23 protein-coding genes are annotated in these 22,858 nt (G+C 58.1%); 17 read left to right on the top strand and 6 right to left on the bottom strand.

The features are described 5' to 3' along the window. Positions 1 to 216 precede the first annotated feature (216 nt). Positions 217 to 678, bottom strand: a complete 462-nt coding sequence (locus L8H52_RS13020) for a DUF3574 domain-containing protein (protein WP_242207382.1) — start codon at positions 676 to 678, stop codon at positions 217 to 219. A 600-nt stretch (positions 679 to 1,278) separates the two neighbouring features. Between L8H52_RS13020 and L8H52_RS13025 the strand changes: the two genes are divergently transcribed. Genes L8H52_RS13025 through L8H52_RS13065 form a run of 9 tightly spaced genes read left to right on the top strand, consistent with a single transcriptional unit; the run spans position 1,279 to position 11,004 of the window. Next, positions 1,279 to 2,592, top strand: coding sequence for an aminotransferase class III-fold pyridoxal phosphate-dependent enzyme (locus tag L8H52_RS13025; RefSeq protein WP_242207383.1), 1,314 nt, complete (start codon positions 1,279 to 1,281; stop codon positions 2,590 to 2,592). Further along, on the top strand, positions 2,582 to 3,085 hold the full coding sequence (locus L8H52_RS13030; RefSeq protein ID WP_242207384.1) for a GNAT family N-acetyltransferase: 504 nt from the start codon (positions 2,582 to 2,584) through the stop codon (positions 3,083 to 3,085). The genes L8H52_RS13025 and L8H52_RS13030 overlap by 11 nt, the downstream gene beginning before the upstream one ends. Positions 3,086 to 3,092: 7 nt before the next feature. Beyond that, a complete protein-coding gene (locus tag L8H52_RS13035; RefSeq protein WP_242207385.1) occupies positions 3,093 to 3,575 on the top strand; it encodes an adenylyltransferase/cytidyltransferase family protein in 483 nt (160 codons plus the stop codon). A 25-nt stretch (positions 3,576 to 3,600) separates the two neighbouring features. Next, positions 3,601 to 4,257: a hypothetical protein gene (locus L8H52_RS13040; RefSeq protein WP_242270256.1), complete on the top strand. Its 657-nt coding sequence runs from the start codon at positions 3,601 to 3,603 to the stop codon at positions 4,255 to 4,257. Positions 4,258 to 4,259: 2 nt separating this feature from the next. Then, a complete protein-coding gene (locus L8H52_RS13045; protein WP_242207387.1) occupies positions 4,260 to 5,306 on the top strand; it encodes an NAD(P)-dependent oxidoreductase in 1,047 nt (348 codons plus the stop codon). Continuing rightward, positions 5,300 to 7,564: a glycosyl hydrolase family 65 protein gene (locus L8H52_RS13050; protein WP_242207388.1), complete on the top strand. Its 2,265-nt coding sequence runs from the start codon at positions 5,300 to 5,302 to the stop codon at positions 7,562 to 7,564. The genes L8H52_RS13045 and L8H52_RS13050 overlap by 7 nt, the downstream gene beginning before the upstream one ends. Beyond that, a complete protein-coding gene (locus L8H52_RS13055) occupies positions 7,561 to 8,802 on the top strand; it encodes an MFS transporter (protein WP_242207389.1) in 1,242 nt (413 codons plus the stop codon). Before L8H52_RS13050 ends, L8H52_RS13055 begins: the two co-directional genes overlap by 4 nt. Beyond that, positions 8,786 to 9,889, top strand: coding sequence for a DegT/DnrJ/EryC1/StrS family aminotransferase (locus L8H52_RS13060; RefSeq protein WP_242207390.1), 1,104 nt, complete (start codon positions 8,786 to 8,788; stop codon positions 9,887 to 9,889). Before L8H52_RS13055 ends, L8H52_RS13060 begins: the two co-directional genes overlap by 17 nt. After that, positions 9,886 to 11,004: an NAD(P)/FAD-dependent oxidoreductase gene (locus tag L8H52_RS13065; RefSeq protein ID WP_242207391.1), complete on the top strand. Its 1,119-nt coding sequence runs from the start codon at positions 9,886 to 9,888 to the stop codon at positions 11,002 to 11,004. Before L8H52_RS13060 ends, L8H52_RS13065 begins: the two co-directional genes overlap by 4 nt. 4 nt (positions 11,005 to 11,008) lie before the next feature. On the opposite strand, the gene L8H52_RS13070 is transcribed toward L8H52_RS13065, so the two are convergent. The 3 genes from L8H52_RS13070 to L8H52_RS13080 form a co-directional block, all read right to left on the bottom strand. Beyond that, on the bottom strand, positions 11,009 to 13,390 hold the full coding sequence (locus tag L8H52_RS13070) for a DUF3772 domain-containing protein (RefSeq protein WP_242207392.1): 2,382 nt from the start codon (positions 13,388 to 13,390) through the stop codon (positions 11,009 to 11,011). Between the two features lie 167 nt (positions 13,391 to 13,557). Then, entirely contained in the window at positions 13,558 to 13,791 is a 234-nt protein-coding gene (locus L8H52_RS13075) for a hypothetical protein (RefSeq protein WP_141128278.1), read from the bottom strand. Between the two features lie 124 nt (positions 13,792 to 13,915). Further along, the gene (locus L8H52_RS13080; RefSeq protein ID WP_242207393.1) at positions 13,916 to 14,794 is read right to left on the bottom strand and encodes a LysR family transcriptional regulator; all 879 of its coding nucleotides are present in this window, start codon (positions 14,792 to 14,794) and stop codon (positions 13,916 to 13,918) included. Positions 14,795 to 14,949: 155 nt separating this feature from the next. On the opposite strand from L8H52_RS13080, the gene L8H52_RS13085 reads away from it, so the two are divergent. The 7 genes from L8H52_RS13085 (at position 14,950) to L8H52_RS13115 (ending at position 20,568) form a co-directional block, all read left to right on the top strand. Further along, the gene (locus tag L8H52_RS13085) at positions 14,950 to 15,375 is read left to right on the top strand and encodes a VOC family protein (RefSeq protein WP_026000724.1); all 426 of its coding nucleotides are present in this window, start codon (positions 14,950 to 14,952) and stop codon (positions 15,373 to 15,375) included. 112 nt (positions 15,376 to 15,487) lie between these two features. Continuing rightward, positions 15,488 to 16,744 carry a cation:dicarboxylase symporter family transporter gene (locus L8H52_RS13090; protein WP_242207394.1) on the top strand — a complete coding sequence of 419 codons (1,257 nt, stop codon included), beginning with the start codon at positions 15,488 to 15,490 and terminating at the stop codon, positions 16,742 to 16,744. A 133-nt stretch (positions 16,745 to 16,877) separates the two neighbouring features. Continuing rightward, the gene (locus L8H52_RS13095) at positions 16,878 to 17,981 is read left to right on the top strand and encodes an alkene reductase (RefSeq protein WP_242207395.1); all 1,104 of its coding nucleotides are present in this window, start codon (positions 16,878 to 16,880) and stop codon (positions 17,979 to 17,981) included. Positions 17,982 to 18,027: 46 nt separating this feature from the next. Further along, the gene (locus L8H52_RS13100; RefSeq protein WP_242207396.1) at positions 18,028 to 18,771 is read left to right on the top strand and encodes an SDR family oxidoreductase; all 744 of its coding nucleotides are present in this window, start codon (positions 18,028 to 18,030) and stop codon (positions 18,769 to 18,771) included. Between the two features lie 82 nt (positions 18,772 to 18,853). Beyond that, the gene (locus tag L8H52_RS13105; protein WP_034155449.1) at positions 18,854 to 19,240 is read left to right on the top strand and encodes a nuclear transport factor 2 family protein; all 387 of its coding nucleotides are present in this window, start codon (positions 18,854 to 18,856) and stop codon (positions 19,238 to 19,240) included. Between the two features lie 64 nt (positions 19,241 to 19,304). Next, complete coding sequence (locus tag L8H52_RS13110) at positions 19,305 to 19,742, top strand: SRPBCC family protein (protein ID WP_242207397.1); 438 nt, start codon at positions 19,305 to 19,307, stop codon at positions 19,740 to 19,742. 115 nt (positions 19,743 to 19,857) lie between these two features. Beyond that, positions 19,858 to 20,568: a class I SAM-dependent methyltransferase gene (locus tag L8H52_RS13115; protein WP_242207398.1), complete on the top strand. Its 711-nt coding sequence runs from the start codon at positions 19,858 to 19,860 to the stop codon at positions 20,566 to 20,568. On the opposite strand, the gene L8H52_RS13120 is transcribed toward L8H52_RS13115, so the two are convergent. Further along, the gene (locus L8H52_RS13120; protein ID WP_242207399.1) at positions 20,565 to 21,332 is read right to left on the bottom strand and encodes a helix-turn-helix transcriptional regulator; all 768 of its coding nucleotides are present in this window, start codon (positions 21,330 to 21,332) and stop codon (positions 20,565 to 20,567) included. The two genes, L8H52_RS13115 and L8H52_RS13120, sit on opposite strands and share 4 nt — an antisense overlap. Positions 21,333 to 21,440: 108 nt before the next feature. On the opposite strand from L8H52_RS13120, the gene L8H52_RS13125 reads away from it, so the two are divergent. After that, entirely contained in the window at positions 21,441 to 22,340 is a 900-nt protein-coding gene (locus L8H52_RS13125) for an EamA family transporter (protein WP_242207400.1), read from the top strand. Here the strand turns inward: L8H52_RS13125 and L8H52_RS13130 are convergent. Beyond that, positions 22,278 to 22,850: a GNAT family N-acetyltransferase gene (locus tag L8H52_RS13130; RefSeq protein ID WP_242207401.1), complete on the bottom strand. Its 573-nt coding sequence runs from the start codon at positions 22,848 to 22,850 to the stop codon at positions 22,278 to 22,280. The genes L8H52_RS13125 and L8H52_RS13130 overlap by 63 nt on opposite strands. Between the last annotated feature and the right edge of the window lie 8 nt (positions 22,851 to 22,858).

Below are 22,858 nucleotides of genomic sequence, written 5' to 3' on the forward strand. Positions count from 1 at the left end.
AGACCGAATCGATTATGGCTTGAAACAAATACAGATCGAGGTCGATTAAGGATTCAGTGAGGCAAAAACAGGTTGAGGTCGATTAAGGATTCAGTAAGGCAAAAACAGGTCGAAGTCGATTATGGATTCAGTGAGCCACGCTCAGGTCGGCGTACTTCTCCAATATTCCCGGATCGGTTCCCTCTCCCTCTGGGAGAGGGCTAGGGTGAGGGGCTCTTAAAAGGACACCTCCGCCGGCTGCGACAACCGCAGCACCGACAAATCCCCCGTAACACGCTTGTAAGCCAAACGAATCGCTTCGATGCTGGCCCCATTCTTCGCATTGTTCTCATGCAGGATCACAATCACCTTGGTGCTCAAGCGCTCAGGCTCTTTCGCGCCCTTGTCCCGCCACTGCCCATAAGCATCCAACACACTGAAACCATCAGGAAACCGCGACGTAACCTCCTGATCAAGAAACTCACGCCAGCGCGCCGGACTGACCGCAGCGTCCTTGCCATCGATCGAACCCACCGAGAAATACAGTTCGGTGCGAATCCACTGCGCCTGCGCAGGACGCGAGGCGTCGCCTTGCAGAGTGGAACTGGCTGGATCGTGGGTGTGAACAGACGCGGGAGGAGGACTGGCGCAACCGGCGACTGTGATGAACAGTGCAGCCAGTAACAAGCGTTTTGGCATGGAGCTTTCCTTCTTGTGAATGAGTACAGGTGGGCAATTATAGATTGCGAGCTTGATAGCGATAAAAGATTAAAAAACTTACTTGGCCTTTATTTCTGGAATAAGAGGTTGCTGAGTTGTTAATGCGCTCAGTCTCTGGGGAGTTAATGCGATGTGTTGCTGGTTGAGTGACGAACTTTTCTTTTTAAATAGTCGGACAATTAATTAGTCATCTCAGATGCTCGCGAATTTTGCGTATCAGATTTTTTATAGTAGAGCATTGGTCAGTTGGGGGTGGCATAACCCGCTGATAAATATGCTGTTTAAAAAATTTATAATTTTTTGAAATAAGCTGTGGGGGCTATTTGGCTGTTTGTGTTTAAAGAAGTTTTTTCTTTATGGGAATCAGCTCGTTGTGTTTGAGATTTATTTTTTAAATTGACGCTCTAAGGGGGCGAGACTAGGTTCTTTCTTCACAAGTTAACTTGACTAAGTATTGGTTCGATTTCGCATGTCGCGCGATTTTTCGTGTGGGTTTTTCGCATGCCTTATAGCGCCTGTGTCCTGCGTAAGCGCAGGAAGGTTATTCACACTCAATGGTATGAAGGAGTGTCATTGGTCATGGATTGTTTAAGAGAAACACGTGTCGGAAATGTACTGTCAGGATGGAATCACTTATCGGTAGTTGGGCCGATAAATGTGCAGAATACTGCGGGTGCGCGTATTCAATTGTCCTCAGGTGAATGGTGTGACGATTATATTATGGGCTGGGGTTCATGCCTGTTGGGGCACGACAGTCCGGTCATCAAACATTCGATTGGCAAAGCCCTGGAGCGAGGTTTTCTCCAACAATACGAAACCGATGAACATCGCCTGTTGAGCGAGAAGTTTTGTGCGGTGGTGCCCTGCGCCGAGAAGTTGCGACTGGTGAACTCCGGCCTGGAAGCCACCATGTACGCAACGCGCATCGCCCGTGCGGTTACCGGCAAACGAATCATCATCAAGTTTGAAGGCCATTTTCATGGGCTCAATGACTCGCTGACCTGGAACGTGGATTCTTCGCCACGCTCGGGTGAAGTACTGGCCGGCGGAGAACTGGAACGTTTGTCAGGCACTGTGGGTATTCCAAACGAATTCGGAAGTTTGACGGTGGCGGTTTCGTGGAACGATCTGGAAGCGGTGGAGCACGCCTTTGAAAAGTACAAGGACGACGTCGCGGGCGTGATACTGGAACCTGTCGCCCTGAACCTCGGCTGCATCAAGCCGGACGAGGGATTTCTGCAAAAGTTGCGGGCGCTGACGACGCGGCACGGCGCGCTGTTGATTTTCGATGAAGTGCTGACCGGATTCCGCGCCAACATCGGCGGTGCGCAGAAAGATTTTGCGGTCATTCCCGACATTGCCGCCTTCGGCAAGGCGTTCGGTTGCGGTATGCCTATCGCCGGGATTGCCGGTAAAGCCGAGTACATGGACATCATCGCGCCCCGCGGTCCGGTGCAGATCAGCGGCACCAACACCGGTCGCTATCTTTCTGTGTCCGCCGCACTCGCCGCTATCGATCACCTGCAGGATGGTGCAGTGCATCGGCATGTTGCCGGGCTGGAGTCTCAGTTGAAATCGGGCCTTCGGGATGTGTTCGATAAACACCGGATTCCCTGCCATATCGATGGTTATGGCGGTCGAATCGGCGTCCATATCGGAACTTCCGAACGTCCTCGGACAATGAGGGAGATAGAAAGCTTTTATCCCATCGATTTTGCCCAGAAGTTGTTTTATCTGTTGTCCTGCGAATACAACTTGTATGGCTTCCTGATGCCCCTTGGTTACTGTCCGGAGCCGGTAACACTCAGCGCGGCGCACACAGCGCAAATGATCGCGGACGCCTGTGAGCGACTGGATTCGGCACTGAAGAGGATTCCATTCCATGGAAAATGAACTTGATGGTGATATTTGCATTCGCCGATTCATAAAGTCCGATATGCCGGCAGTGCTGGCACTGGTTGCGCAAATCGGGTCTGGCGAGGACTTGGCTGAATCTGCCGGTGAACAGTTTGCCCGGGAACTCTCTGACCCAAAACATGAGGGCGATCGTTTTGTTGCCGCACTTGGCGATGTGGTTATCGGAACGATGGGGTGCGCCGCGGGCCCCATCCCGTCAAAGCATGTGTTATGGGCGGACTGGCTGATTGTTGACAGTGAATATCGTCGATATGGCGTTGCTTCCTTGTTATATGACGAGATTGAAAAGTTTGCACTGCAACATAAAAAGTCCTGGCTGTGCCTCGATATCGGCAACATCGACAGAGAACGAGCGGCCTACCGCTTTCATTTGCGCAATGGTTTTCAGATTGTCGGGCAACTTCCCGATTATTGGGGTGACTTTGAACACTTGAACATCATGGCTAAATCTCTCAAATCAAAGGATTGAACCTATCATGGGCGTTTTGAATGACATTACTGCATTGCAGGACGAGGCTGATTATTGCCGCGAAAAAGGGTTGAAGATCGGGCTTTGCCACGGTTGTTTCGACATTGTTCACCCTGGGCATATTTATCATCTGCAGCGCGCCAGTACGATGGTCGATCGACTGTTCGTCTCCGTCACCGCAGACCCCTATGTGAACAAAGGCGCGGACCGGCCGGTATTTCCGGATCAAAAGCGCGCGGAGTTTCTCGCATCCATCCGTTATTGCGATTTCGTCATCGTCAACCATACGGCAACCGCTGAATTCATGATCAAGACATTGCGACCCAAATATTATTTCAAGGGCGCGGATTACACCGATGGATCGGACGTCAGACTTCAGGCGGAGCGGGCGCTGGTTGAAAGCGTGGGAGGGCAAATGGTGCTGACAGACGACAAGATATTCGACTCGACTTCCAGGATCGCTCAACTGGTCATGGCCAAGAACAACTGACAGGTAATCAACCATGTCAAAACTTTTGCTGATTGATCTCGACGGAACAATGATCGACACCCCGCATTTCGAAGCCTGGCGCAATGCAGCCCTTGAGTTTTCAGGACAGCAGTTGACGCCGCAGCAATACATCGAGCACATCGCCGGGCGGCCACGCATGGAAGGCGCTTCACGACTGCTGGCGCTGACTACCCGTCATGCCGGCGGTGCAACGTCCGCAACGTTCAGCGCAGACGATCTGGCCGCGTACAAACAGGAGGAATTCCAGCGGCTCTCAGCGGACACCGAGCTGTTCGAGGATTCATTGCGATTACTCAAGCGGATTGAAGCAACCGCGCAGCCGGTGATGTTCTATACGGCGTCGCTGAATGCTCCGCAATTGTTCGAGGCGGCGCTGAAACGGGCGAAAGTATGGGGACAGGCGCCGGTATCGATTACCCGGCAAGCACCACATCAAACCCGCGACAAACTGGTTCAACAACTGGTCGGCGATCACGCTCCGCAGGATGTTCACCTGATCGATGACAGCCCCTATGCGACGGATCTGGCCTGCGGCCTGGGCGTTCGGGCCTGGCAGATCCGCCGTCATCCGGCTGAACCCAAGGCCAGCCATCCACGCGCTTCAATACTGTCATCGCTAGATGAATTCACGCTGGCGCACTCACCACAGGGAAGGAATTAACCATGAAAAAGAATTCAGCTGTGCTTGTTACGGGCGGTGCTGGCTATATTGGCTCGCGTCTGGTGCCCAAACTGCTCGCCGCCGGGTACCGCGTCCGGGTGCTGGATGCATTGTATTTCGGCAATGGCCTCGAAGGTTTGCTGAACCATCCTGGCCTGGAATTCATCAAGGGCGACATACGCGATCCGGCGCTCGTGGAAACGTCGCTGCAAGGTGTCGACACCGTTGTGCATCTTGCTGCGGTGGCGAACGATCCGAGTTTCAATTCGGCCCCCGAACTGGGCCAATCGATAAACATCGACTGCCTGCCGCATTTGATGAGCAGCGCCAAACGTCTGGGTTGCCGGCGTTTTATCTACGCGTCTTCGGCGAGTGTCTACGGCGTCAATGCAGAACCGTTTGTCGACGAACGCCAACCCTGCGTGCCCATCACCGACTACAACCGGTTCAAGGCTGACGGCGAGAAAATACTCTTTGAACTGACCGATTCATCGTTCGAGACTGTCGCGGTTCGAGCCGCCACGGTGTGCGGCTGGTCACCCCGCCAGCGCCTGGATCTGACCGTGAACATCCTGACCGCCAGTGCGCTGGCGCGCGGTGAAATCACCGTATTCGGCGGCAGTCAGTATCGCCCCAACGTACACATCGGCGATCTGACCCGGCTGTATACGATGCTGGTCGAACGGGAGTCCCTGGGCGAGGTGTCCGGGACGGCAATCAATGTCGGCTACGAGAACCACACGGTGACCGATATTGCCAGTCAGGTGAAAGAGATCGTCGACCGTTACTTCCGTACCAATGTGCCGATTACCACGACCCACAGCGACGATGTTCGATCTTACCGGCTGGACTCCCGACGGGTGCAACAGACGCTGGGTTTCGAATTCATCTTTTCGATCCGCGATGCGATCGTGGAGATCTGTGAGCAGTGGCAATCGGGGAACTTCCAGGACAGCGGCGATGTGTTAGCGGATGTCCGTTATCACAACGTACGCAACATGCTGCACAACGACTGGTCGTTCCAGGCGTCAGGAGGCGCATCGTGCTGAGCATTTCCTACGGTGAGCAGCGCGAAGACATCGTCGCGATCGACGCGAGGTCTTCGTCCTTCGCGGCGTGCGTGGCGACCCTGGCCAATCCGTTGCTCGGTGTGCGTCCGTACATGCCCAACGCATCGGCTCGCTGCCGGCGCACGCAGTTGCTGTTGGCGGGGGGCTATGCGGCCGGTGTCGGCGTCTCGCGGGAAATCATTGCCTTGCCCGCACCGACCATCCTGCGGCTTTACGATGTTGACACGGGGTTGCCGCTTGAGTCGGCAAGCAACGAAGCCGTGGTGGTGTTGGCGCTTGATCAGGCAACAGTCAGCAGTTGCGAGCAATTTCAGCTGGCCGGTGTGAAATACGAGCTGACGGTCACGCAGTTCATTGACGCCCCGGATCAGGCTGCGGTGTCGACGCAGATCGGTTTGAAACGCCTCGGCACCGGCACCGCGCCCCATCGATTGAGGCTTGATTACGGATTGGATGGCAGCGCGTCGAACGAATACCTCGGGGCTTGTGACTGGCTGACCGCACGGCATTACGATTTCGGGCAAAGCCTGATCGACCAATCTTTTTTCAGCCAGATCGTCGACACCGCCGAACAGCGGCTGCGTTATGACGTGCGGGTCGAACAGGTGGATTCAGCGGCGAGTTCCGTCGTTTCCTGGCGGCAGGGGCAAGAGGGTTGTGTGGCTTCGGTGACCCTGGACTTTGCAACTGTCAGCCAGCACCGGTTGGTGACGCATTGGCGGGTGGGCGTCGATGGCGCTCACAGCCCCCGCGACGGGTTTGCCGCAGAGTTTGATGTCGCAAGGATTCAGGGCCGTCATCTGAGCCAATGGAACAGCCTCTGGCGTGAGCATGAAGTCACCGTTCAGACCCCGCAGCCGGGCACTGATCTGGGCATGAAGTACGCAGTATTCCAATTGCTGCAACATGGCCTCAGCGCCGCGCATGGCGCCAATGGCACGATATCGCCGGCGCGAGGTTTGACCAGCACTTACCATTCTGGCGCGACGTTCTTCGACACTGAACTGCACAAGTGCATGTTCTGGATCTGGAACGCGCCGGACGTTGCCAGGGCGCTGATCGACTACCGCTACACGTTCATGGAACAAGCCCGGCAGTTCGCCCGCGCCAGCGGCTTTTGCGGCGCACGTTTCGCGGAGGCATCCAACGATCGGGGCGGCGAAAATGGCCCGCATTACGTGTTGTCCTATCCTGAGCAGGACATAAGGCGAGAGTGGAGTGTCGATGAGGTGCTGCACATTTCGGCAGACGTCAGCTATGCCGTGAACAAGTACTGGGCAGTAACCGGTGACAACGCGTTCATGGAGTCTCGAGGCTACGAAATCCTGATTGAAAGCGCTCGATTCGCGGCATCGGTGTTCAAGTGGTCAGAGAGCAAGCAGGCCTACGTGGTGAATTCGGTCATGGGCCCGGACGAGTATCACTACCATGTGAACAACAGTTTCTTTACCAATTACCTGCTGCGCTGGAGTCTCCGGCGGGTGCTTTCATTGCTCGACCGGCCGGGTTTTCCCGGTGTATCTGCCGCGCAACGTCGACTCTGGCAAGCGATAGCCGATAACGTCTATCTGCCGTGGATCACCGTGGACGGGGTGGCCATTCCGGAGGAGTTCGAAGGTTATGCGGCATTGCCGGACACCCGCCTGCGTGTGGTCAAACAACGTGGGCCGCAGTTTGCCGACGAGATCGAGCGCGACAGCGCGGAGAAACTGCAAAATTTCGATTCGCAACTGGTCAAACAGGCTGACATCGTGCTGTTGATGTCGATGTTTCCCGACGATTTTTCAGCGGCCGTGAAGCGCGCCGCGTTCAATTACTATGAACCGCGTACGGTGCATGAGTCCTCGTTGAGTTACGGCCCGCATGCCGTCGTTGCCGCGCATCTGGGCGAGACGCACATCAGCGCCGATTTCATTGCCCGGGCCAGCCGCTATAACCTCGACTTCACGCCGGTCGACAATTACAGCAACGGGCTGCACCTTTCCGCCTACGCCGGCGCTTGGCAAGGATTGGTCGAGGGGCTGTCGGGGCTTTCTGTCGAATCGGGTCAACTGGCCTTCCGACCGAAATTGCCCGCACACTGGCAGGCTTACCATTTCACCCTGCAGTTCCGGGGGCGACGACTGCGGATTTCCGTGCTCGGTGACGACGAGCTGGAGGTTCGCCACGGCGATCGCCAACTGGCGACCCAGCGCAGCGAGGATGGACGAATAGGCCTCAAGGAGGGGCACCCATGATCTCTATCAAAGAACGCTTGTCACCTTACAACGATGCCTTGAGTGTCTTGCCGTTTCGCAAGTTGCTGATTGGCCAGGGCCTGTCGATGGCCGGCGATGCCATCTGCCTGGCGGCGCTGCCGATCGCACTGATTCGCGACGGTTTCGGTGGTGATGTATTTGGTTTCATCATGGCTGCCGTCGGTGTCGGAACCGTTATCGGTGCTCTGGCCGGGGGGATGCTGGCGGATCGCAAATCGCCCCGGCAGGTGCTCATCTATACCGATACGGCGCGAGGCCTCGCGCAACTGGCCGCCGTTGCGCTGCTGATCACAGGGGCGCACTGGGGTTTTTTGGTGCTCGCGTATCTGATCTTCGGTATTGGCATTGGTGTATCGAAACCCTGTGCACAGGTGTTGCTGGTTAATCTGTTGCCAAAAAAAGCCCTGGTGGCGGGCAATGGGGCGATGAATTTCATCGATAACCTGGTTGCCATTCTGTTTCCGGCCACGCTGGGGGTGTTCATCATTCTTTGGGACCCGGTGTGGGGGATCCTGATCGATGGGCTGACCTTCTTCTGCGCCGCCGTTTACACCGCGCAGTTGCCGAACGTCGGCCACCATGAATCGGAGGAAGAGTTTTCGCTGCGTGAAGCGCTCAACGGCATCACCGTGGTCGTCAACAACGCCACGCTGCTGCTGGGTTTTGCCGCGACGCTGGTGGTGAACGTGTTGTGTTTTCCGATCTTTCTGGTCGTTGCCCCTTATGCGATCAGTCAGCGCTTCAGTGAAGACATGTGGGGCTATTGCCTGGCGGCATCGGGATTCGGCGCCTGCATCGGTTCGGTCATCACGGTGCTGGCCTCGGGGCATGAGCGACTGGTGGGGCTCGCCGTCACTTGCGGATTGTTCCTCGCGGGGGCAATGGCCCTGCTCGGGCTGGGCACATCGGCGTGGATGGCGATTCTCGGGGCGACGTTCGTCGGCATCGTCGAAGCGTCCTGGCTCACTGGCTGGGCAACCGCCATGCAGACCCATTCCCCCGAGAGGGATCTGGGCAAGGTGGTGGCGGTCGATACCTTCGTGACCAGCGGCGTGCACCCCTTCATCTATCTGGGCAGCGGTGTGGTCGGCGGAATCGTCGGCTACTCCCAGACCTTGACGCTTACCGCAGTTGTCAGTGCGGTCGGGACTCTGCTGATTGTCCTGATTTCCCTCATGTTCATGCCAAGGAGTGCGCGAAATGATCAAGTGCAATAACGTCCAGGAGCAGGCACAGGACCTCTCGAGCGAGATCTTCGAGCGCTGGCAGGCGCTCCTGCAGTCAGGCGAATTCATCCTGGGTGAAGAGGTTCTGGCGTTCGAAGCCTGGATGTCGGATCGCTGTGGCGGGGCGCATGCTGTGGCCCTCAATTCAGGCACGGATGCGTTGTTTCTGGCATTGCGTGCGCTGGATATCGGGCCCGGCGACGAAGTCATTACCTGCGCCAATACCTTTGTTGCCACCGTCGGTGCCATTGTGGCTGCAGGTGCCCGGCCGATCCTGGCGGACGTGGGCGCCGATGAGCTGATGAATGTCGATACGATTGCGCCCCTTTTGAACGCGCGGACCAAAGCGGTCATTCCGGTCTATCTGCGCGGACGTCCGCTGAATATCGATGCCATCCTCGACCTGTGCCGTGCCCGCGCAGTGGCCGTCATCGAGGATTGCGCACAAGCGATCGGCACCACCCTCGACGGTCAGCAAGTCGGCACTCGAGGCGATGCCTCAGCTTTCTCCATGCATCCGTTGAAGACACTCGGGGGGCTGGGGGATGGCGGGATGCTGGTCACCCGCAATCCGAAGATTGCCGAATACGCGCGCATCGCGCGCAATCATGGCCTGGAAACCCGTAACGAATCAGTGCGGTTCGGTATCAATTCACGCCTCGACTCGTTGCAGGCCGCGGCGCTCAATGTCAAAGCGCAGTATCTGGATCAATGGCTGAAAAGACGTGTGGAAATCGCCGCTTTCTATGATGACGTCCTCGGCGCAACCCGCACGGGGACCGATCTGGGTGGGGGCAAGCCGGGAAATTCCTATTATCACTATGTCGTGCAGTCGGATAATCGTGATCGCTTGCAGGCATTTCTGGCGCAGCACGATGTGCAAACGGCCATTCATTATCCGGTGCCCATCCATTGGCAAAAAGCCTGGTTGAGCAGTCAGCCGCGCATCGTGCTGGCCAATACAGAACGTCTGTCCCGGCAAATGCTCACCCTTCCTTGTCACCATCATTTGTCGGATGGCGAGGTGGAGAAGGTCACCATGCTGATCAAGCAATTCGAGCGCACGGAGGGGCGGTGAATATCGATATCGAATGCGTGGTGATCGGCGCCGGTGTGCTCGGGCTTGCGGTGGCCCGGGCACTGGCCTTGAGCGGGCGTGAAGTGATTGTGGTGGAGGCGGGCGAGGGCATCGGGACGGGCATCAGTTCGCGCAATTCAGAGGTCATCCACGCCGGTATCTATTACACCGGCAACAGCTTGAAGGCGCAGATGTGTGTGCAAGGCAACCGCCGTCTATATGCCTTTTGTGAGGCGCACGCCGTGGCTTGCCAGCGTCTGGGCAAGCTGATCGTTGCGACCGATGACGCGCAGCGCGGTGCCCTGCAGCGCTTGTGGGAGCAGGGGCGGCGCAACGGTGTCGAGGGCTTGCAGCTGCTCGACGCCCGCCAGGCGCTGGCGCTGGAGCCGGAACTGTCCTGTGTCGCGGCTCTCTGGTCGCCCTCCACCGGAATTGTCGACTCCCATGCCTTGATGCTCGCCCTGCAAGCGGATGCCGAGTCCATGGGCACCTCGTTTGCCTTTCATACACCGTTTGAATCCGCTCGGTGTCACCCTGACGGGATCGAGCTGCGCATGGGCGGCGCGCAGCCCATGACCCTGGGTTGCCGCGAACTGGTCAACTGTGCGGGTTTGTCTGCGCCGCAAGTGGCAAGTCGTATCGCCGGCCTGTCCTCATCGTTCATTCCCCTGGCGCGGTTGTGCAAAGGCAGCTATTTCAGCTTCAGCGGGCGGATACCTTTTCGCCATCTGGTCTACCCCGCACCCGAAGCTGCCGGGCTCGGCGTCCATATGACGCTCGACCTCGCCGGGCAGGCGCGCTTCGGGCCGGATGTGGAATGGGTCGGGCAGGTTGATTACCGCGTGGACCCGCAGCGGGCCGACAGCTTCTACCAGGCGATTCGCCGCTATTGGCCGGGGTTGCCCGATGGCAGCTTGCAACCGGCGTACAGTGGCATTCGCCCGAAGATCAGTGACGAACACCAACCGGCGGCGGACTTTGTCATCAGTGGCCCAGCGGCGCACGGCGTGCCGGGTCTGGTGAATCTGTTCGGCATCGAGTCTCCGGGGCTGACGAGCTGTCTGGCTTTGGCGGACCGCGTCGTGCAGGAAATCGGCGGTTGTTCGCCTCATTGATTTTTCAGCTACTCGCCGCCGGGTGCGCCAGCGCAATTCCCGCCGCCCCCAGACGCTTGAGCACTTCGAACAAAAGATCGCTCTTGGTCACCCCGACAATCCTCGGGCTAGCCACGTACCCGGTCACCGTCAAGGTAATCCCGTCCGACGACAATTTGCTGAAGCGCACAAACGGTGCCGGTTTATCGAGGATGGTTTCGTTCTCCCGGTAAGTGTTGAGCAACAGGTCCTTGACCTCTTCAGGATCGATGTCCAGCGGGAACACCAGTTCCAGCGATGCCACGCCTTGCGCGCTGCCGCCCAGCGTGACGTTGCGCAGGTTCTGCGAGATCAGTTGCGAGTTGGGCACGATGACGATCGAGCGGTCGCTGAGCTGGATTTCCGTGGCGCGCACGTTGATGCGGCGGATGTCGCCTTCCACACCGCTGATGCTGATCAAGTCGCCGACCTTCACCGGTCGTTCCGTCAGCAGAATCAGGCCCGAGACAAAATTCTTCACGATCTCCTGCAAACCAAAACCGATGCCTACCGACAGCGCACTGACAATCCACGCCAGATTGGTCCACTGCACGCCCAGCGACGACAGTGTCAGCAGAATCACAAAGGCATAACCGATGTTGGAAAACAGCGTGCTCAGCGAGGCACACATGCCCGGGTCCATGTCGGTCTTGGGTAAAAACTCGTTGTCGAGCCAACGGCGCAGGGCGCGAATCAGCCAGATGCCGATCATCAACGCCAGCACGGCATTGAGCAGATGGCCGGGGACGATGTTCAGCTTGCGCAGACCGGCGCCGCCGAGGATCGCCATGATGTTGCTCGCCAGTTGTCCAAGCGTGGTGCCGATGCCGCCGACAAACAGCGCGATCACCGCCAGCAACAACAGCGCGGCCCGGCTGAAACCCGACAGCAGAATTTCGATCTGACCCAGTCGGCGATCGCCAATGCCGAGCAACTGTTTGAGTGCCTTGCCGCTGGCATGTCGGGGTGAAAACACGTGTTCGCAGGCGTCCTTGATCAATTGAATCAGCAAATAGAAACCTGACAGAACAATGTACGCCCACACCAGCTCATAACTGATGAACCGCGCCAGCGACACGTAACCGGTGAGCAGGGCAATCGCCGAGACAAACATCGAAATGCTCGCGATGGTGTAAATCACCCCGGCAAACGTGCTGTTGGCCGCCGCATCATTGGCCGCGACCAGCGCCTTGCGCACCTTGCCAACGCGCAGCAGCAGGACCGTCACGATCGCCAGCACCACCATCGAAATGACCCCGCGCCCGGCAATCACGATCTGGCTGCTCATGCCGGTGGCGTTGCTGACCTGCACCAGCGTGACCAGCACCAGTAACGTGCAGGACAAAATGCGCGGGTAAGGCTTGAGCGCCTGCGCCACCGCATCGGCGATCGCCGGCAAACGCCACGACGGATGCTGCGTCGACAGCAACGCGCGGCTCAACCCTGTGATCAGCACACAGGCATACACAACCTTCTCGAACTCCTCAGAGAAGGTTTCCAGCACTGGCGGCAATGGTTGGTGGCGGGTGCAAGCGTAGAACAACAATTTCAAGGCAATGCCGGTGGTGGCGATGGTTGCCAGTGCCGAGGCGAACGCCAGCGCACTACGACGCAGGCGACCCTCGGGCATGCGGTGAATGCACACCCAGGTCAGACCGCGTTCAGCCAGCCTGCGGCCGAACGTCCAGATGATCAGCGCCATTAACACCAGCAGACTGGTGTAGAACCGCTCCCCCGGTGCCCACACGGTGGCCCAGGTGTCACGCACCTGCGCGACGAAAAAGCGTAAACGCTCACGGTCGTCGTCACTCGGACTCAACAGCGGTGACCAGAAGCTCGGACTCAGCACGCTGTCAGTGCCCAGCGTCAGCTCGCTTTCCAGCAACGTGCGGCGGATACCGGCAATCTGCGTAATCAGATCCGCCGCGCTCTGCTTCAGCGCCGCCAGGCTTTTCAGCGTGCCGTCGACCTTGCTCTTTTGCTCCGCCAGGGATGCCCGTTGCGCGACGATATCGGCGTGTTCCGCCGCCAGATCGGCATCCGGCGCAGCCCCTAGCACGCCCAACTGCACCGCCAGTTGCGCCTGCTGCGGCAACAACGCTGCCGATAAGCGATCGACATCGAGAATGAACGCCTGCACCCGATCCTGCGGGCCTTCGAGCTGGTTGTAATTGTTCGCTGCAGAAATCTGTTGCTTGAGGCCGTCGAGGCGTTGTTGCAAGGCCTGCAGATCACTTTGCGAAATCACCGGCAACGGCGCGGCGGTGGTGCTGGCCGGCGCCGGCAAATCGGCTGCCCACAGCGGCGGACTGCCGCCAACAAGCAGCATGAACGCGACAAAAAACAACGACTTCAATGTGTTGCGCATGGGTACGGCGGCTCGAGTGGATCACACAGTCTATGAGGTTAGGTGATCGAGCCGAACGGGGAGGAAAACTTTCCGGCAGAGCAGGGCGGGTGAGCAGATGTCCAGACGAAAAAAGCCCGACGGGTAAGGTCGGGCCTTTCTTCGGTGACTGCGCTGAAGCGCTGCATTCAGACGGCGCGGCGTTCGAGCAAACGGTCTGAACCACCCTCGGCAACGGCATCACTGAACAGCGGGTCGGTTTCAGTGGCGGCGGCAACTGCGTCGCTGAACAGCGGATCAGTCTGGGTTGCGGCGGCTACTGCGTCGCTGAACAGTGGATCAGTCTGGGTGGCAGGCTCAGCGGCAAAAGCATTCAGGGCGAACAGTGAGAAAGCGATGCTGAAAAGGGCTTGGCGTTTCATGAGTGTGTGCTCCGTGGGGTAGTGGTTGGGTCTGGAGCCGATCTTACGCCGCGAGCCTGATAAGAGAACTTCATTGAATCAATGGTTGTTATTGACGCGGTTAATGATTGTTTTTTTGAAGGCCTCACTCATACCCCATCTTCACCTGAGCACTGATCAGTTCAGCCAGCATCCGCACGGGTTCTGTAAAAGTCTGCCGCGACCGGTGCACCAGTCCGATATCACGGTGGAAGGTGTGCTGCCCGAGGTCGAGCACCCGGACACCGGCAGGCCATTCGAAATCGGGCGCCGTTTGCGGCACCAATGCCACGCCGACACCGTTCTCGACCAGTTTGATAATTGCTTCCAGCTCATCCAGCTCGCAGACCTCACGCAGTGTGAAGTGCATCTGCCGCAAAAAACGGTCGACCTGCCTGCCGCCAAAGGAGGAGCGGTCATATCGAATGAACGGCTGGCTGGAAAGCAACTGGGTCCAGTCATCTCCCGGCACGTCTCGGGGCACGATCAATCGGTAAGGCTCCAGCGCCAAGGTCGTCCAGCGCAGGTCGCTCTGCAGTGAGAAGGGTGGGCGGATGATCACGGCCATGTCGATCTCGCCAGCATCCACCAGGTTGACCAGTTCCATCGACAACCCGGGCACCACGCGGGATCGGCACTGCGGGCAGTGCTGGTGAAACTTCGCCAGTGCATCAGGTAAATAAGAGCGCTGCACCGACGCAATCGCGCCAATGTTGACCAGCACGCTGGGCGGCAGACCCACCGTTGTCGAACCGAGGCTGTCGTAGAGCCTGAGCAGTTCCTGCGCTTGCAGAAGGATCTGATGGCCCATTCTGTTGAGGTGTGCCGAGCGCCCCTTTCTATCGAACAGCTCGAAGCCAAGCTCGGCTTCCAGGCGCTGGATCTGTGCGCTGACGGCGGCCTGGGTGAGGCCGATTTTGTTGCCGGCAGCAGCGAAAGTACCTTCGCGCGCAACGGCGATGAGTGTCTTGAGTTCTTTGATCATTCACAAATATTAATTGTGATTCTAAGAAATATATATTGATTTTTATGTTTTGTTTTCCGCCCTAGGATGTTTTCCATCCCCGGCAGCGGCTGAACCCAAGGCGCCGATGACGGCAGGAATGTTCGCCAACCCACAAAAACATGATCGGAGTTCTGATGAGCCTCTCGCCTTTCCACCTCGCTATCCCCGTTTACGATCTGGCTGCAGCGCGCACCTTTTACGGTGAAGTCTTTGGTCTTGAAGAAGGGCGCTCCAGTACTCAGTGGGTCGACTTCGATTTTTATGGCCACCAACTGGTCATCCACGAACACCCGAAAACCGCGTCCCAGGAAAGTGTTCACAGCAACCCGGTCGACGGTCACGACGTTCCGGTTCCGCACTTCGGCATCATCCTGGGCTGGCAACAGTGGGAAGCCTTGGCCGAACGCCTGAAGTCCTTTGGCACCGAGTTTGTGATCGAACCGTACATTCGCTTTCAGGGGCAGGTCGGCGAGCAAGCCACCATGTTTCTCTTTGATCCATGCGGCAACGCTCTGGAATTCAAGGCTTTCAAGGATATGAGCCAGCTCTTCGCCAAGTGACACCCGTCATGGCACAACCCGGTTGTGCCATTTGGTCTCAAGTGAGCTGGAAGCTCATGACTCTAGCAACTGCCTTTAGCGCAGACCTTTCCTTCCAACAAAAAGGCTAGACATGAAACGTATTCCCCTGGTGTGGCAAATCGTTGCCGGGCTGTTGCTTGGCGTGCTCGTCGGTTGGTATTTCAATACCCATCCGCAGTATCAAACATGGGTCAGCGCGGAGATCCTCAAGCCTCTGGGCGACATCTTTATCAAGATGATGAAGATGGTGGTGGTACCGATTGTGTTCTGCTGCATGATTCTGGGCATTGCCGGCGGTGGCGATAACAAGTCGTTTGGCCGCATGGGCATCAAGTCGCTGGGGTATTTCTTTGCGATTACCGCGCTGGCGATTGTGGTCGGCCTGTGTTTCGCCAACCTTTTCGAGCCGGGGACCGGCACCGATATTTCCGGCCTGTCCCACGGCACGGCATCGATCAACATGGAGCCGTCAAAAGGTGCGTTGGTGATCCTGCAGAACATCGTGCCGGACAATGTTCTGGTGGCGATGTCGGAAGCGAAATTGCTCTCGGTGCTGTTCTTTGCCGTGCTGTTCGGCCTCGCCTTGAATGCGCTGCCGAGAGAAAAAAGTGCACCGGCCATTGCGCTGGTTCAGAGCATTTCCGATGCGATGTTCAAGGTCGTCTCAATGGTGATGGCCTACGCGCCGATTGGGGTCTTCGGCATGATCGGCGCAACCGTGGCGACGTTTGGTTTTGCCTCGCTGTTGCCGTTGCTCAAGTTGATCGGCGTGGTTTACCTGGCGCTGGTGGTCTTCGCCTTGGTGATACTCGGCGGAATTTGCTACTTGATTGGCGAGAACATTTTCAAATTGATTCGCTACTTCCGCAGTGAATTGATTCTGGCGTTCTCGAGTGCCGCATCGGCCGCCGTCATGCCGCAGTTGATGACCCGGTTGGAGAGCTACGGCGTACCGCGTCGGATCGTCAGTTTCGTGGTGCCGGTGGGTTATGCATTCAATCTGGACGGCGCTTCGATCTTCCTCGGTGTGGCAACGATTTTCGTGGCGCAACTCTATGGCATCGACCTGTCGCTGTCGCAGCAGATCCTGCTGGTGGTGACGATGGTGCTGACCTCAAAAGGCGCGGCGGGGGTGCCTGGGTTTGCCATCATCATTCTTTCCGCGACGTTGGCTTCAGCCGGTCTGCCCTTGGAGGGTGTGGCATTGATCGCGGGTATTTTCAGGATCATCGACAGCGGTACCACCACGCTGAATGTATTGGGCAATGCCATCGCACCACTGGTGATTGCCAAGTGGGAAAGAGCAACGCTTGAACCTGCACGCGTTCGTCCAGCGGCCGAAGTGTGAGTTTTTAGTCGCCACCCGGCACGACGGATATCTGCTTGTTAAACCGCACTGATGACGAGTGCTCGCCCGCTAACAAAGGGGCGTTTTTTTCGGTCTGTTTACTAGACGACCGGTCTATTGATTTGGAGTTTTTATGATTGATAACGCTGTGGATACCGACCTTTTTTCGCCCATGGCCATGGGCGCGCTGCAATTGGCCAATCGAATCGTAATGGCGCCCGTGACGCGCAGCCGGATGGCTGACGACGGTGTGCCGAATGAAATGCACGCGACGTATTACGCCCAGCGCGCCAGTGCCGGTTTGATCATCGCCGAAGCGACGAACATTTCCGCTCAGGGCCGTGGCTATGCGATGACTCCGGGAATCTGGTCGCAAGAGCAAGTCTCGGGGTGGAAAAAGGTCACCGATGCCGTGCACGCGGCCGGCGGAAAAATCGTCAGCCAGTTGTGGCACGTCGGGCGTTTCTCCTGTGTCGAGTTGCAACCCAATGGTCAAGCACCGGTCGCGCCTTCGGCGATCAAGGCTGAGGGCAGCACGTACACCGAGAATGGTTTCGTCGAAGTGTCGATGCCGCGCGCGCTTGAGACCTCGGAAATTCCGGGAATCATCGAGCAATACAAACTGGCTGCCGAGAACGCCAGGCAAGCCGGCTTCGATGGTGTGGAAGTGCATTCCGCCAACAGCTATCTGCTCGACCAGTTTCTGCGCGATTCGACCAATCAGCGCACCGATCAGTACGGCGGCTCCATCGAAAACCGTGCGCGGCTGACGCTGGAAGTGACGGAAGCGGTGGTTTCGATTTGGGGCAGCGACCGCGTCGGTATTCGACTCTCACCGGTAACGCCCGATGCCGGCAATACGCCGCCCGACAGCAACGTCATGGCGACTTATGGCTACCTGATCCAGCAACTCAATCGGTTCAATCTGGCCTATCTGCATTTCGTCGAAGGCGCTACGGCCACGTCTCGAACCGTGCCAGCGGGCGTGGATCTGGACGCGTTGAGTGCGCAGTTCGAAGGCGCGTTCATTGGCAACAACAACTACGACCTGGCGATGGCGCTTGAGCGTCGGGCGCAGGGCCGTATCGACGCGGTGGCGTTTGGTCGCTTGTTCATTGCCAACCCCGATCTGGTGGAGCGTCTGCGGCGTGGTCTCGAACTGACCATTGCACCGCGTGAGAGTTACTACGGCGGGGGCGCCAAAGGCTACATCGATTGGCCCACCGCCAACGCCTGAATGACTGCCCGGACGCAATCGCATTCACTGTAAAGAGGAATGGAACATGAACTATCTGCACAACAAAGTCGCCATCGTCACCGGCGCATCCTCCGGCATCGGGGCGGCAACCACACGGGCGCTGGCGGCACACGGCGTTCGCGTCGTGGCCGCCGCGCTGGATGAGCACGGTCTGGCAGCCTTCGTCGCCGAATTGCGTGAGGCCGGTCATGACGTAGCCGCTTTCACCACTGACGTCACCCAGCCGGGCCAAACCCGGGCGCTCGCCAGATTCGCCCAGGACACCTATGGCGCTGTCGACATTCTGGTGAACAACGCCGGGCTGATGCTGTTCTCCAACTGGGTCGATCTGGCCGTGGAGGATTGGGACAAGATGATCGACGTGAACATCAAGGGCTATCTCAATGCCATAGCAGCCGTGCTGCCCATGATGCTGGAGCACAAGTCCGGGCAGATCCTCAACATGGACTCGGTTGCCGGCCATCAGGTCGGCCCGGCGGCAGGCGTTTACAGCGCCACCAAATTTTTCGTGCAAGCCATGACCGAGTCCATGCGCAAGGAGCTGGGCGTGCAGCACGGCATCCGCGTCAACACGGTCAGCCCCGGGGTCATCAATACCGGCTGGGCGGACAAGGTCAGTGACCCAGAGGGGCGCAAAGCCGCCCAGGAACTGAACCGCATCGCCATCGCGCCCGACGATATCGCGCGTGCCGTGATCTACGCGCTCAACCAACCGGAAAACGTCACCGTCAACGACCTGATCATTTCGCCGACGCGCCAGGACTGGTAACCGTCGGCTGTTCCTGCTGCCGGGTGCCAATCCTGGCTCCCGGCAGCCTTTGTCACTCACCCCCCAACGATAGGAAACAACCATGTCCAAGAACATCAAAGCCGTGCCGACGGCTGAATACAACGCTGTCATCGCGACCGCCAATCAATACGTCGAAGGCCTTCGTATTGGCAGCGCGCAAGGCGTCGCTCAAGCCTTCCATAAAGAGGCAGTGATGTACGGCTTCACCAACGGCGAACTGCTCGGCGGCCCAATCAAGAACCTGTTCGACTTTGTCGAGAAGAACGGCGCAGCCCCCGAAATCAGCACGCGACTCGACGTGCTGGCGATCACCCCGACCACCGCAGTGGTGCGTGTGGACATGGAAACGGATGCGATTGGCGCCGACTACAACGACTACCTGACCCTGATCAAAATCGACGGCGCCTGGAAGGTCATCGCCAAGGTTTATCACCAGTTCGAGGGCTGAGTACCCATCGGTCCCGGCAGCCGGCTGCCGGGATCGGCGAACATCAATTTCAAGGATTCATGTTATGCCAATGGTTGAGTTTGCCGCTGTCGTGGACGGCGATGCACAACGGGTCTGGAACGTGGTGAAGCAGTTTGGCGAAATCCAGCACTGGCATCCTGCGATTGTGAGTAGCCATATCGAAGGCGGGGGCGCTGAAAGGGTGGGTTGCATTCGCACACTCTCGCTGACCGATGGGGCAGTTGTCAGAGAGCGTCTGTTGTCGGTTGATGACTCAGCATTATCGCTGTCCTACCGCTTTGAAGAGGCACCTTTGCCGCTCGACAATTATGTGGCCAGCGTGAAGCTGGTCGCTTTGACCGGGCAAGACAAAACGCTCCTCAGTTGGTCGGCGAGTTTCGATGTTCGAGAGCCGAATGACGCTGAGCACTATCAGGCACTGATCCGCAGCCTGATCGTCGACGGTCACAATGGGCTGCAGGCATTGCTGGCTCAGCATTAACAACACACGGTTCACACGCCCTCATTCCCGCAAGGAATGCAGGGCATGAAATTAATGAATTTTTCTTATCTGGCGTCTCGGCGTAGGTTCCTCTGAAACAACAAGGAGCCTCGTCGTGAACCCAACGTCAGCAGAAAAATTCGACACCTCCCGCGCCAGCGAATACGCCCGACAAAGTCGCATCGCCCTGGCCGGTTACGACGCCTGTCACGATCTGGCGGCCTGCATGTTGGCGGCCAGTCTCGGTTCGCGCCCGGCCAACATACTGGTGGTTGGCGCCGGCGGTACGGCGCAGGAAATCATTGCGATGGCGGCGCTGGAACCGCAGTGGCGTTTCATTGCCGTTGATCCTTCCGCGCCGATGCTGGAAGCCGCCGTGCAGCATCTGCAGGCCAACCACTTGCTGCATCGGACGCAGGTTCATCTCGGGCATGTCGACGACCTGCCCGCCGATGCGTCATTCGACGCGGCGACGTTGATCGGTGTGCTCCATCATCTGAATGGGGACGATCCCAAGCGCCAGATTCTGCAATCGATTCAGGCACGTCTCACGCCGGGCGCGCCGCTGATTGTCGCGGGCAACCATTACGCCTATGCCAGTCAACCGTTATTGCTGCAAGCGTGGGGGCAGCGGTGGCGGCAGCAGGGGGCGAGCGCGGAGGAGGTGAAGGCCAAGCTTGGCAAGATTCTGCAAGGCGCCGATCCGCCGCACTCCGAGGCGGCGGTTCAAGCGTTGCTGCGTGAAGCGGGGTTTGGCGAGGCGACGCGGTTTTTCAGCAGTTTGTTCTGGGGGGCGTGGTTGGCGTGTAAAAGCGACAGCCTCTAAAAGTAGCGACTTGGTACTTCCCCCAGTACTTGCTTGAATACCGTCGCAAACGCACTGGAACTGCTGTAGCCCAAGTCCATGGCGACCTGTGTGACCGACTGACCTTTTCCCAGCATGACAATCGCCGCCAGCAGGCAGGCTTGCTGCCGCCATTCGATAAAGCTGATCCCGGTGTGCAGTCGAAAATGGCGGGTAAAGGTGCGCCGGCTCATTCCCGCACGTTGCGCCATGTCGTCGATACCGACCTCCAGCGAAGGCTGCTGCAGAAACGCCCGGCACACGGCCGCCAGTCTTGGCTCTGCCGGCAACGGCGCATTGAGCGAAAGCACGGGCATGCTGGCGATTTCGTGCAGCAGCAATCCCATCAAATGGGCGTCATGCCCTTGCGTGGAATAGCGCGCCGGGACATCGATGGCTTTCAACAGCAGATGGCGCAACAACGGCGACACGTCCAGCACCTGGCATTGCCCCGGCAGTCCGAGGCGCTGCGCTGCTTGTTTGCGGATGTAGGTGTTGTGCAGCGTGACCGGCCCGCGCATTTGCATGGAGTGCGGCAGTTGCGCAGGAACCCAGATGCCACGTTGCGGCGGCACGACCCAGTTACCGTCATCGGTAAAAACGGTGATGACGCCGCTGGCGGCGTAGGCGAACTGGCCGCGCTGATGATCGTGCAGCGGGAACAGCGTCCCGTCCGCGTAATCGATGGCGGTGACGACGGCATCGCGCGGGGTGTTTTGATAGGGATGGCGGGTGATTTCTCGCATGGCCCGATTCTAATGAAAGTTGGCCTGTGACTGAAAGCAGGCCATAACGATTGCCGGCATATTTCTCCGCGCTCGAGTACTTCCGCTCGGCACCGGGAAAGATTGACCATGCAAAAGAAGCATCTGCTACTCGCCGTTCTGGTGACGGCTGTCTGGGGATTGAACTTCCCCGTGACCAAACTCGGGCTGGCCGCGATCGACCCGCTGTTGCTCACCGCGCTGCGTTTTACGTTGGCGGCCTTGCCTTGGGTGTTTTTTGTCGAGCGTCCTCGTGTGGCGTTCCACTGGCTGGCTGCTTACGGATTGATTTTCGGTGTGGCCATGTGGGCATTGATCAACCTGGGCATCGCCTGGGGCGTGCCACCCGGAACCGCATCGCTGCTGATCCAGTTCAGTGCGTTTTTTACCTTGGGCTGGGGTGTGGTTTTTTTTGGCGAACGCTTGGGACGGCTGCAATGGCTTGGCACTTTGCTGGCCGCATCAGGCCTGACAGGCATCGTACTGAGTCGCCCCGGCGACGCCTCGACGGCCGGTTTGGCACTGGTCATTGGCAGTGCCTTGGCGTGGAGCATCGGCAACGTCGTGATCAAGGTCTCGAAGGTGCGTGAGATCTTCGCGTTTGTGGTGTGGGCGAGCTTGTTTCCTCCCATCCCGCTTATCCTGCTGACATGGCTGCTGCACGGCTCGGCACCGTTCACTGCGCTGCCGTCACAGCTCAATGCGATGACCGTTTTTTCGCTCGCGTTTCAGGTTTACGCGGCGACGCACTTCAGTTATTGGGGATGGAACCTGCTGTTGCGCGAATACCCGATGTCGCGTGTCGCGCCGTTGTCACTGTTGATTCCACTGTTTGGGATCTTCAGTTCGATGGCGATTTTCGGCCAGTATCCAAGCCTCTTTGACTGGTTTTCGATCTTGCTGGTGTTACTCGCGATCCCCTTGGGATCAGGGCACGTGCACGCCGTGCTGCTGCGCCTTCGGGTTCGCCAGCCACTGTGCCCGGGATAACCCGTAGCACTTGCACAGAGCAGGTGCCCCGGAAAGGTTCAATTCGGCGTCATACAAGTGCCCGGCGCCGATTTTCAACAGCGCTTTTTGCGAGCGAAGGTTGGCGGGGCCGACGTGGAAATAGACGGTGTCGTAGACCTTGAAGGCATGTTCCAGCATCAGTCGTTTCAACTCACGATTGGCATCGCCACCCCATTTCGCCCGCACCCGAAAGGTATAGCCGATGGCGATACTTTCAGGCAGATCCGGCGGCGTGTAGTAGCTGGACATCCCCACGATCTGCCCCGACTCCTTATCGATGACGGCGAGTGCTTTTGCGCTGGCCAGGCGTGCAGCAAAGTACGCTTCAAACACTAGCCGTTCATAGCGATCGCTGGCGGGGTGGCCGGCCCAGATGAGTGGATCATTGGCCGCCAAAAACAGTGCTTGAAAATCACTGGCGATCAACGCCCTGAGTTTCAGCGTGCTTCCATCAAGGACGGGTTGGCAGTCGAAGTTGCGCAAAGGCATGGTTTCCG

It is taken from the genome of Pseudomonas sp. CROZ-RG-20F-R04-15, from assembly GCF_022662375.1.
Classification (GTDB): Bacteria; Pseudomonadota; Gammaproteobacteria; order Pseudomonadales; family Pseudomonadaceae; genus Aquipseudomonas.

Bases quoted from the DNA above. Each gene is read 5' to 3' on its own strand.
- L8H52_RS13020 (WP_242207382.1), bottom strand. From the start codon at position 678: ATGCCAAAACGCTTGTTACTGGCTGCACTGTTCATCACAGTCGCCGGT.
- L8H52_RS13025 (WP_242207383.1), top strand. From the start codon at position 1,279: ATGGATTGTTTAAGAGAAACACGTGTCGGAAATGTACTGTCAGGATGG.
- L8H52_RS13030 (WP_242207384.1), top strand. From the start codon at position 2,582: ATGGAAAATGAACTTGATGGTGATATTTGCATTCGCCGATTCATAAAG.
- L8H52_RS13035 (WP_242207385.1), top strand. From the start codon at position 3,093: ATGGGCGTTTTGAATGACATTACTGCATTGCAGGACGAGGCTGATTAT.
- L8H52_RS13045 (WP_242207387.1), top strand. From the start codon at position 4,260: ATGAAAAAGAATTCAGCTGTGCTTGTTACGGGCGGTGCTGGCTATATT.
- L8H52_RS13055 (WP_242207389.1), top strand. From the start codon at position 7,561: ATGATCTCTATCAAAGAACGCTTGTCACCTTACAACGATGCCTTGAGT.
- L8H52_RS13060 (WP_242207390.1), top strand. From the start codon at position 8,786: ATGATCAAGTGCAATAACGTCCAGGAGCAGGCACAGGACCTCTCGAGC.
- L8H52_RS13070 (WP_242207392.1), bottom strand. From the start codon at position 13,390: ATGCGCAACACATTGAAGTCGTTGTTTTTTGTCGCGTTCATGCTGCTT.
- L8H52_RS13075 (WP_141128278.1), bottom strand. From the start codon at position 13,791: ATGAAACGCCAAGCCCTTTTCAGCATCGCTTTCTCACTGTTCGCCCTG.
- L8H52_RS13080 (WP_242207393.1), bottom strand. From the start codon at position 14,794: ATGATCAAAGAACTCAAGACACTCATCGCCGTTGCGCGCGAAGGTACT.
- L8H52_RS13085 (WP_026000724.1), top strand. From the start codon at position 14,950: ATGAGCCTCTCGCCTTTCCACCTCGCTATCCCCGTTTACGATCTGGCT.
- L8H52_RS13090 (WP_242207394.1), top strand. From the start codon at position 15,488: ATGAAACGTATTCCCCTGGTGTGGCAAATCGTTGCCGGGCTGTTGCTT.
- L8H52_RS13095 (WP_242207395.1), top strand. From the start codon at position 16,878: ATGATTGATAACGCTGTGGATACCGACCTTTTTTCGCCCATGGCCATG.
- L8H52_RS13100 (WP_242207396.1), top strand. From the start codon at position 18,028: ATGAACTATCTGCACAACAAAGTCGCCATCGTCACCGGCGCATCCTCC.
- L8H52_RS13105 (WP_034155449.1), top strand. From the start codon at position 18,854: ATGTCCAAGAACATCAAAGCCGTGCCGACGGCTGAATACAACGCTGTC.
- L8H52_RS13110 (WP_242207397.1), top strand. From the start codon at position 19,305: ATGCCAATGGTTGAGTTTGCCGCTGTCGTGGACGGCGATGCACAACGG.
- L8H52_RS13120 (WP_242207399.1), bottom strand. From the start codon at position 21,332: ATGCGAGAAATCACCCGCCATCCCTATCAAAACACCCCGCGCGATGCC.
- L8H52_RS13125 (WP_242207400.1), top strand. From the start codon at position 21,441: ATGCAAAAGAAGCATCTGCTACTCGCCGTTCTGGTGACGGCTGTCTGG.
- L8H52_RS13130 (WP_242207401.1), bottom strand. From the start codon at position 22,850: ATGCCTTTGCGCAACTTCGACTGCCAACCCGTCCTTGATGGAAGCACG.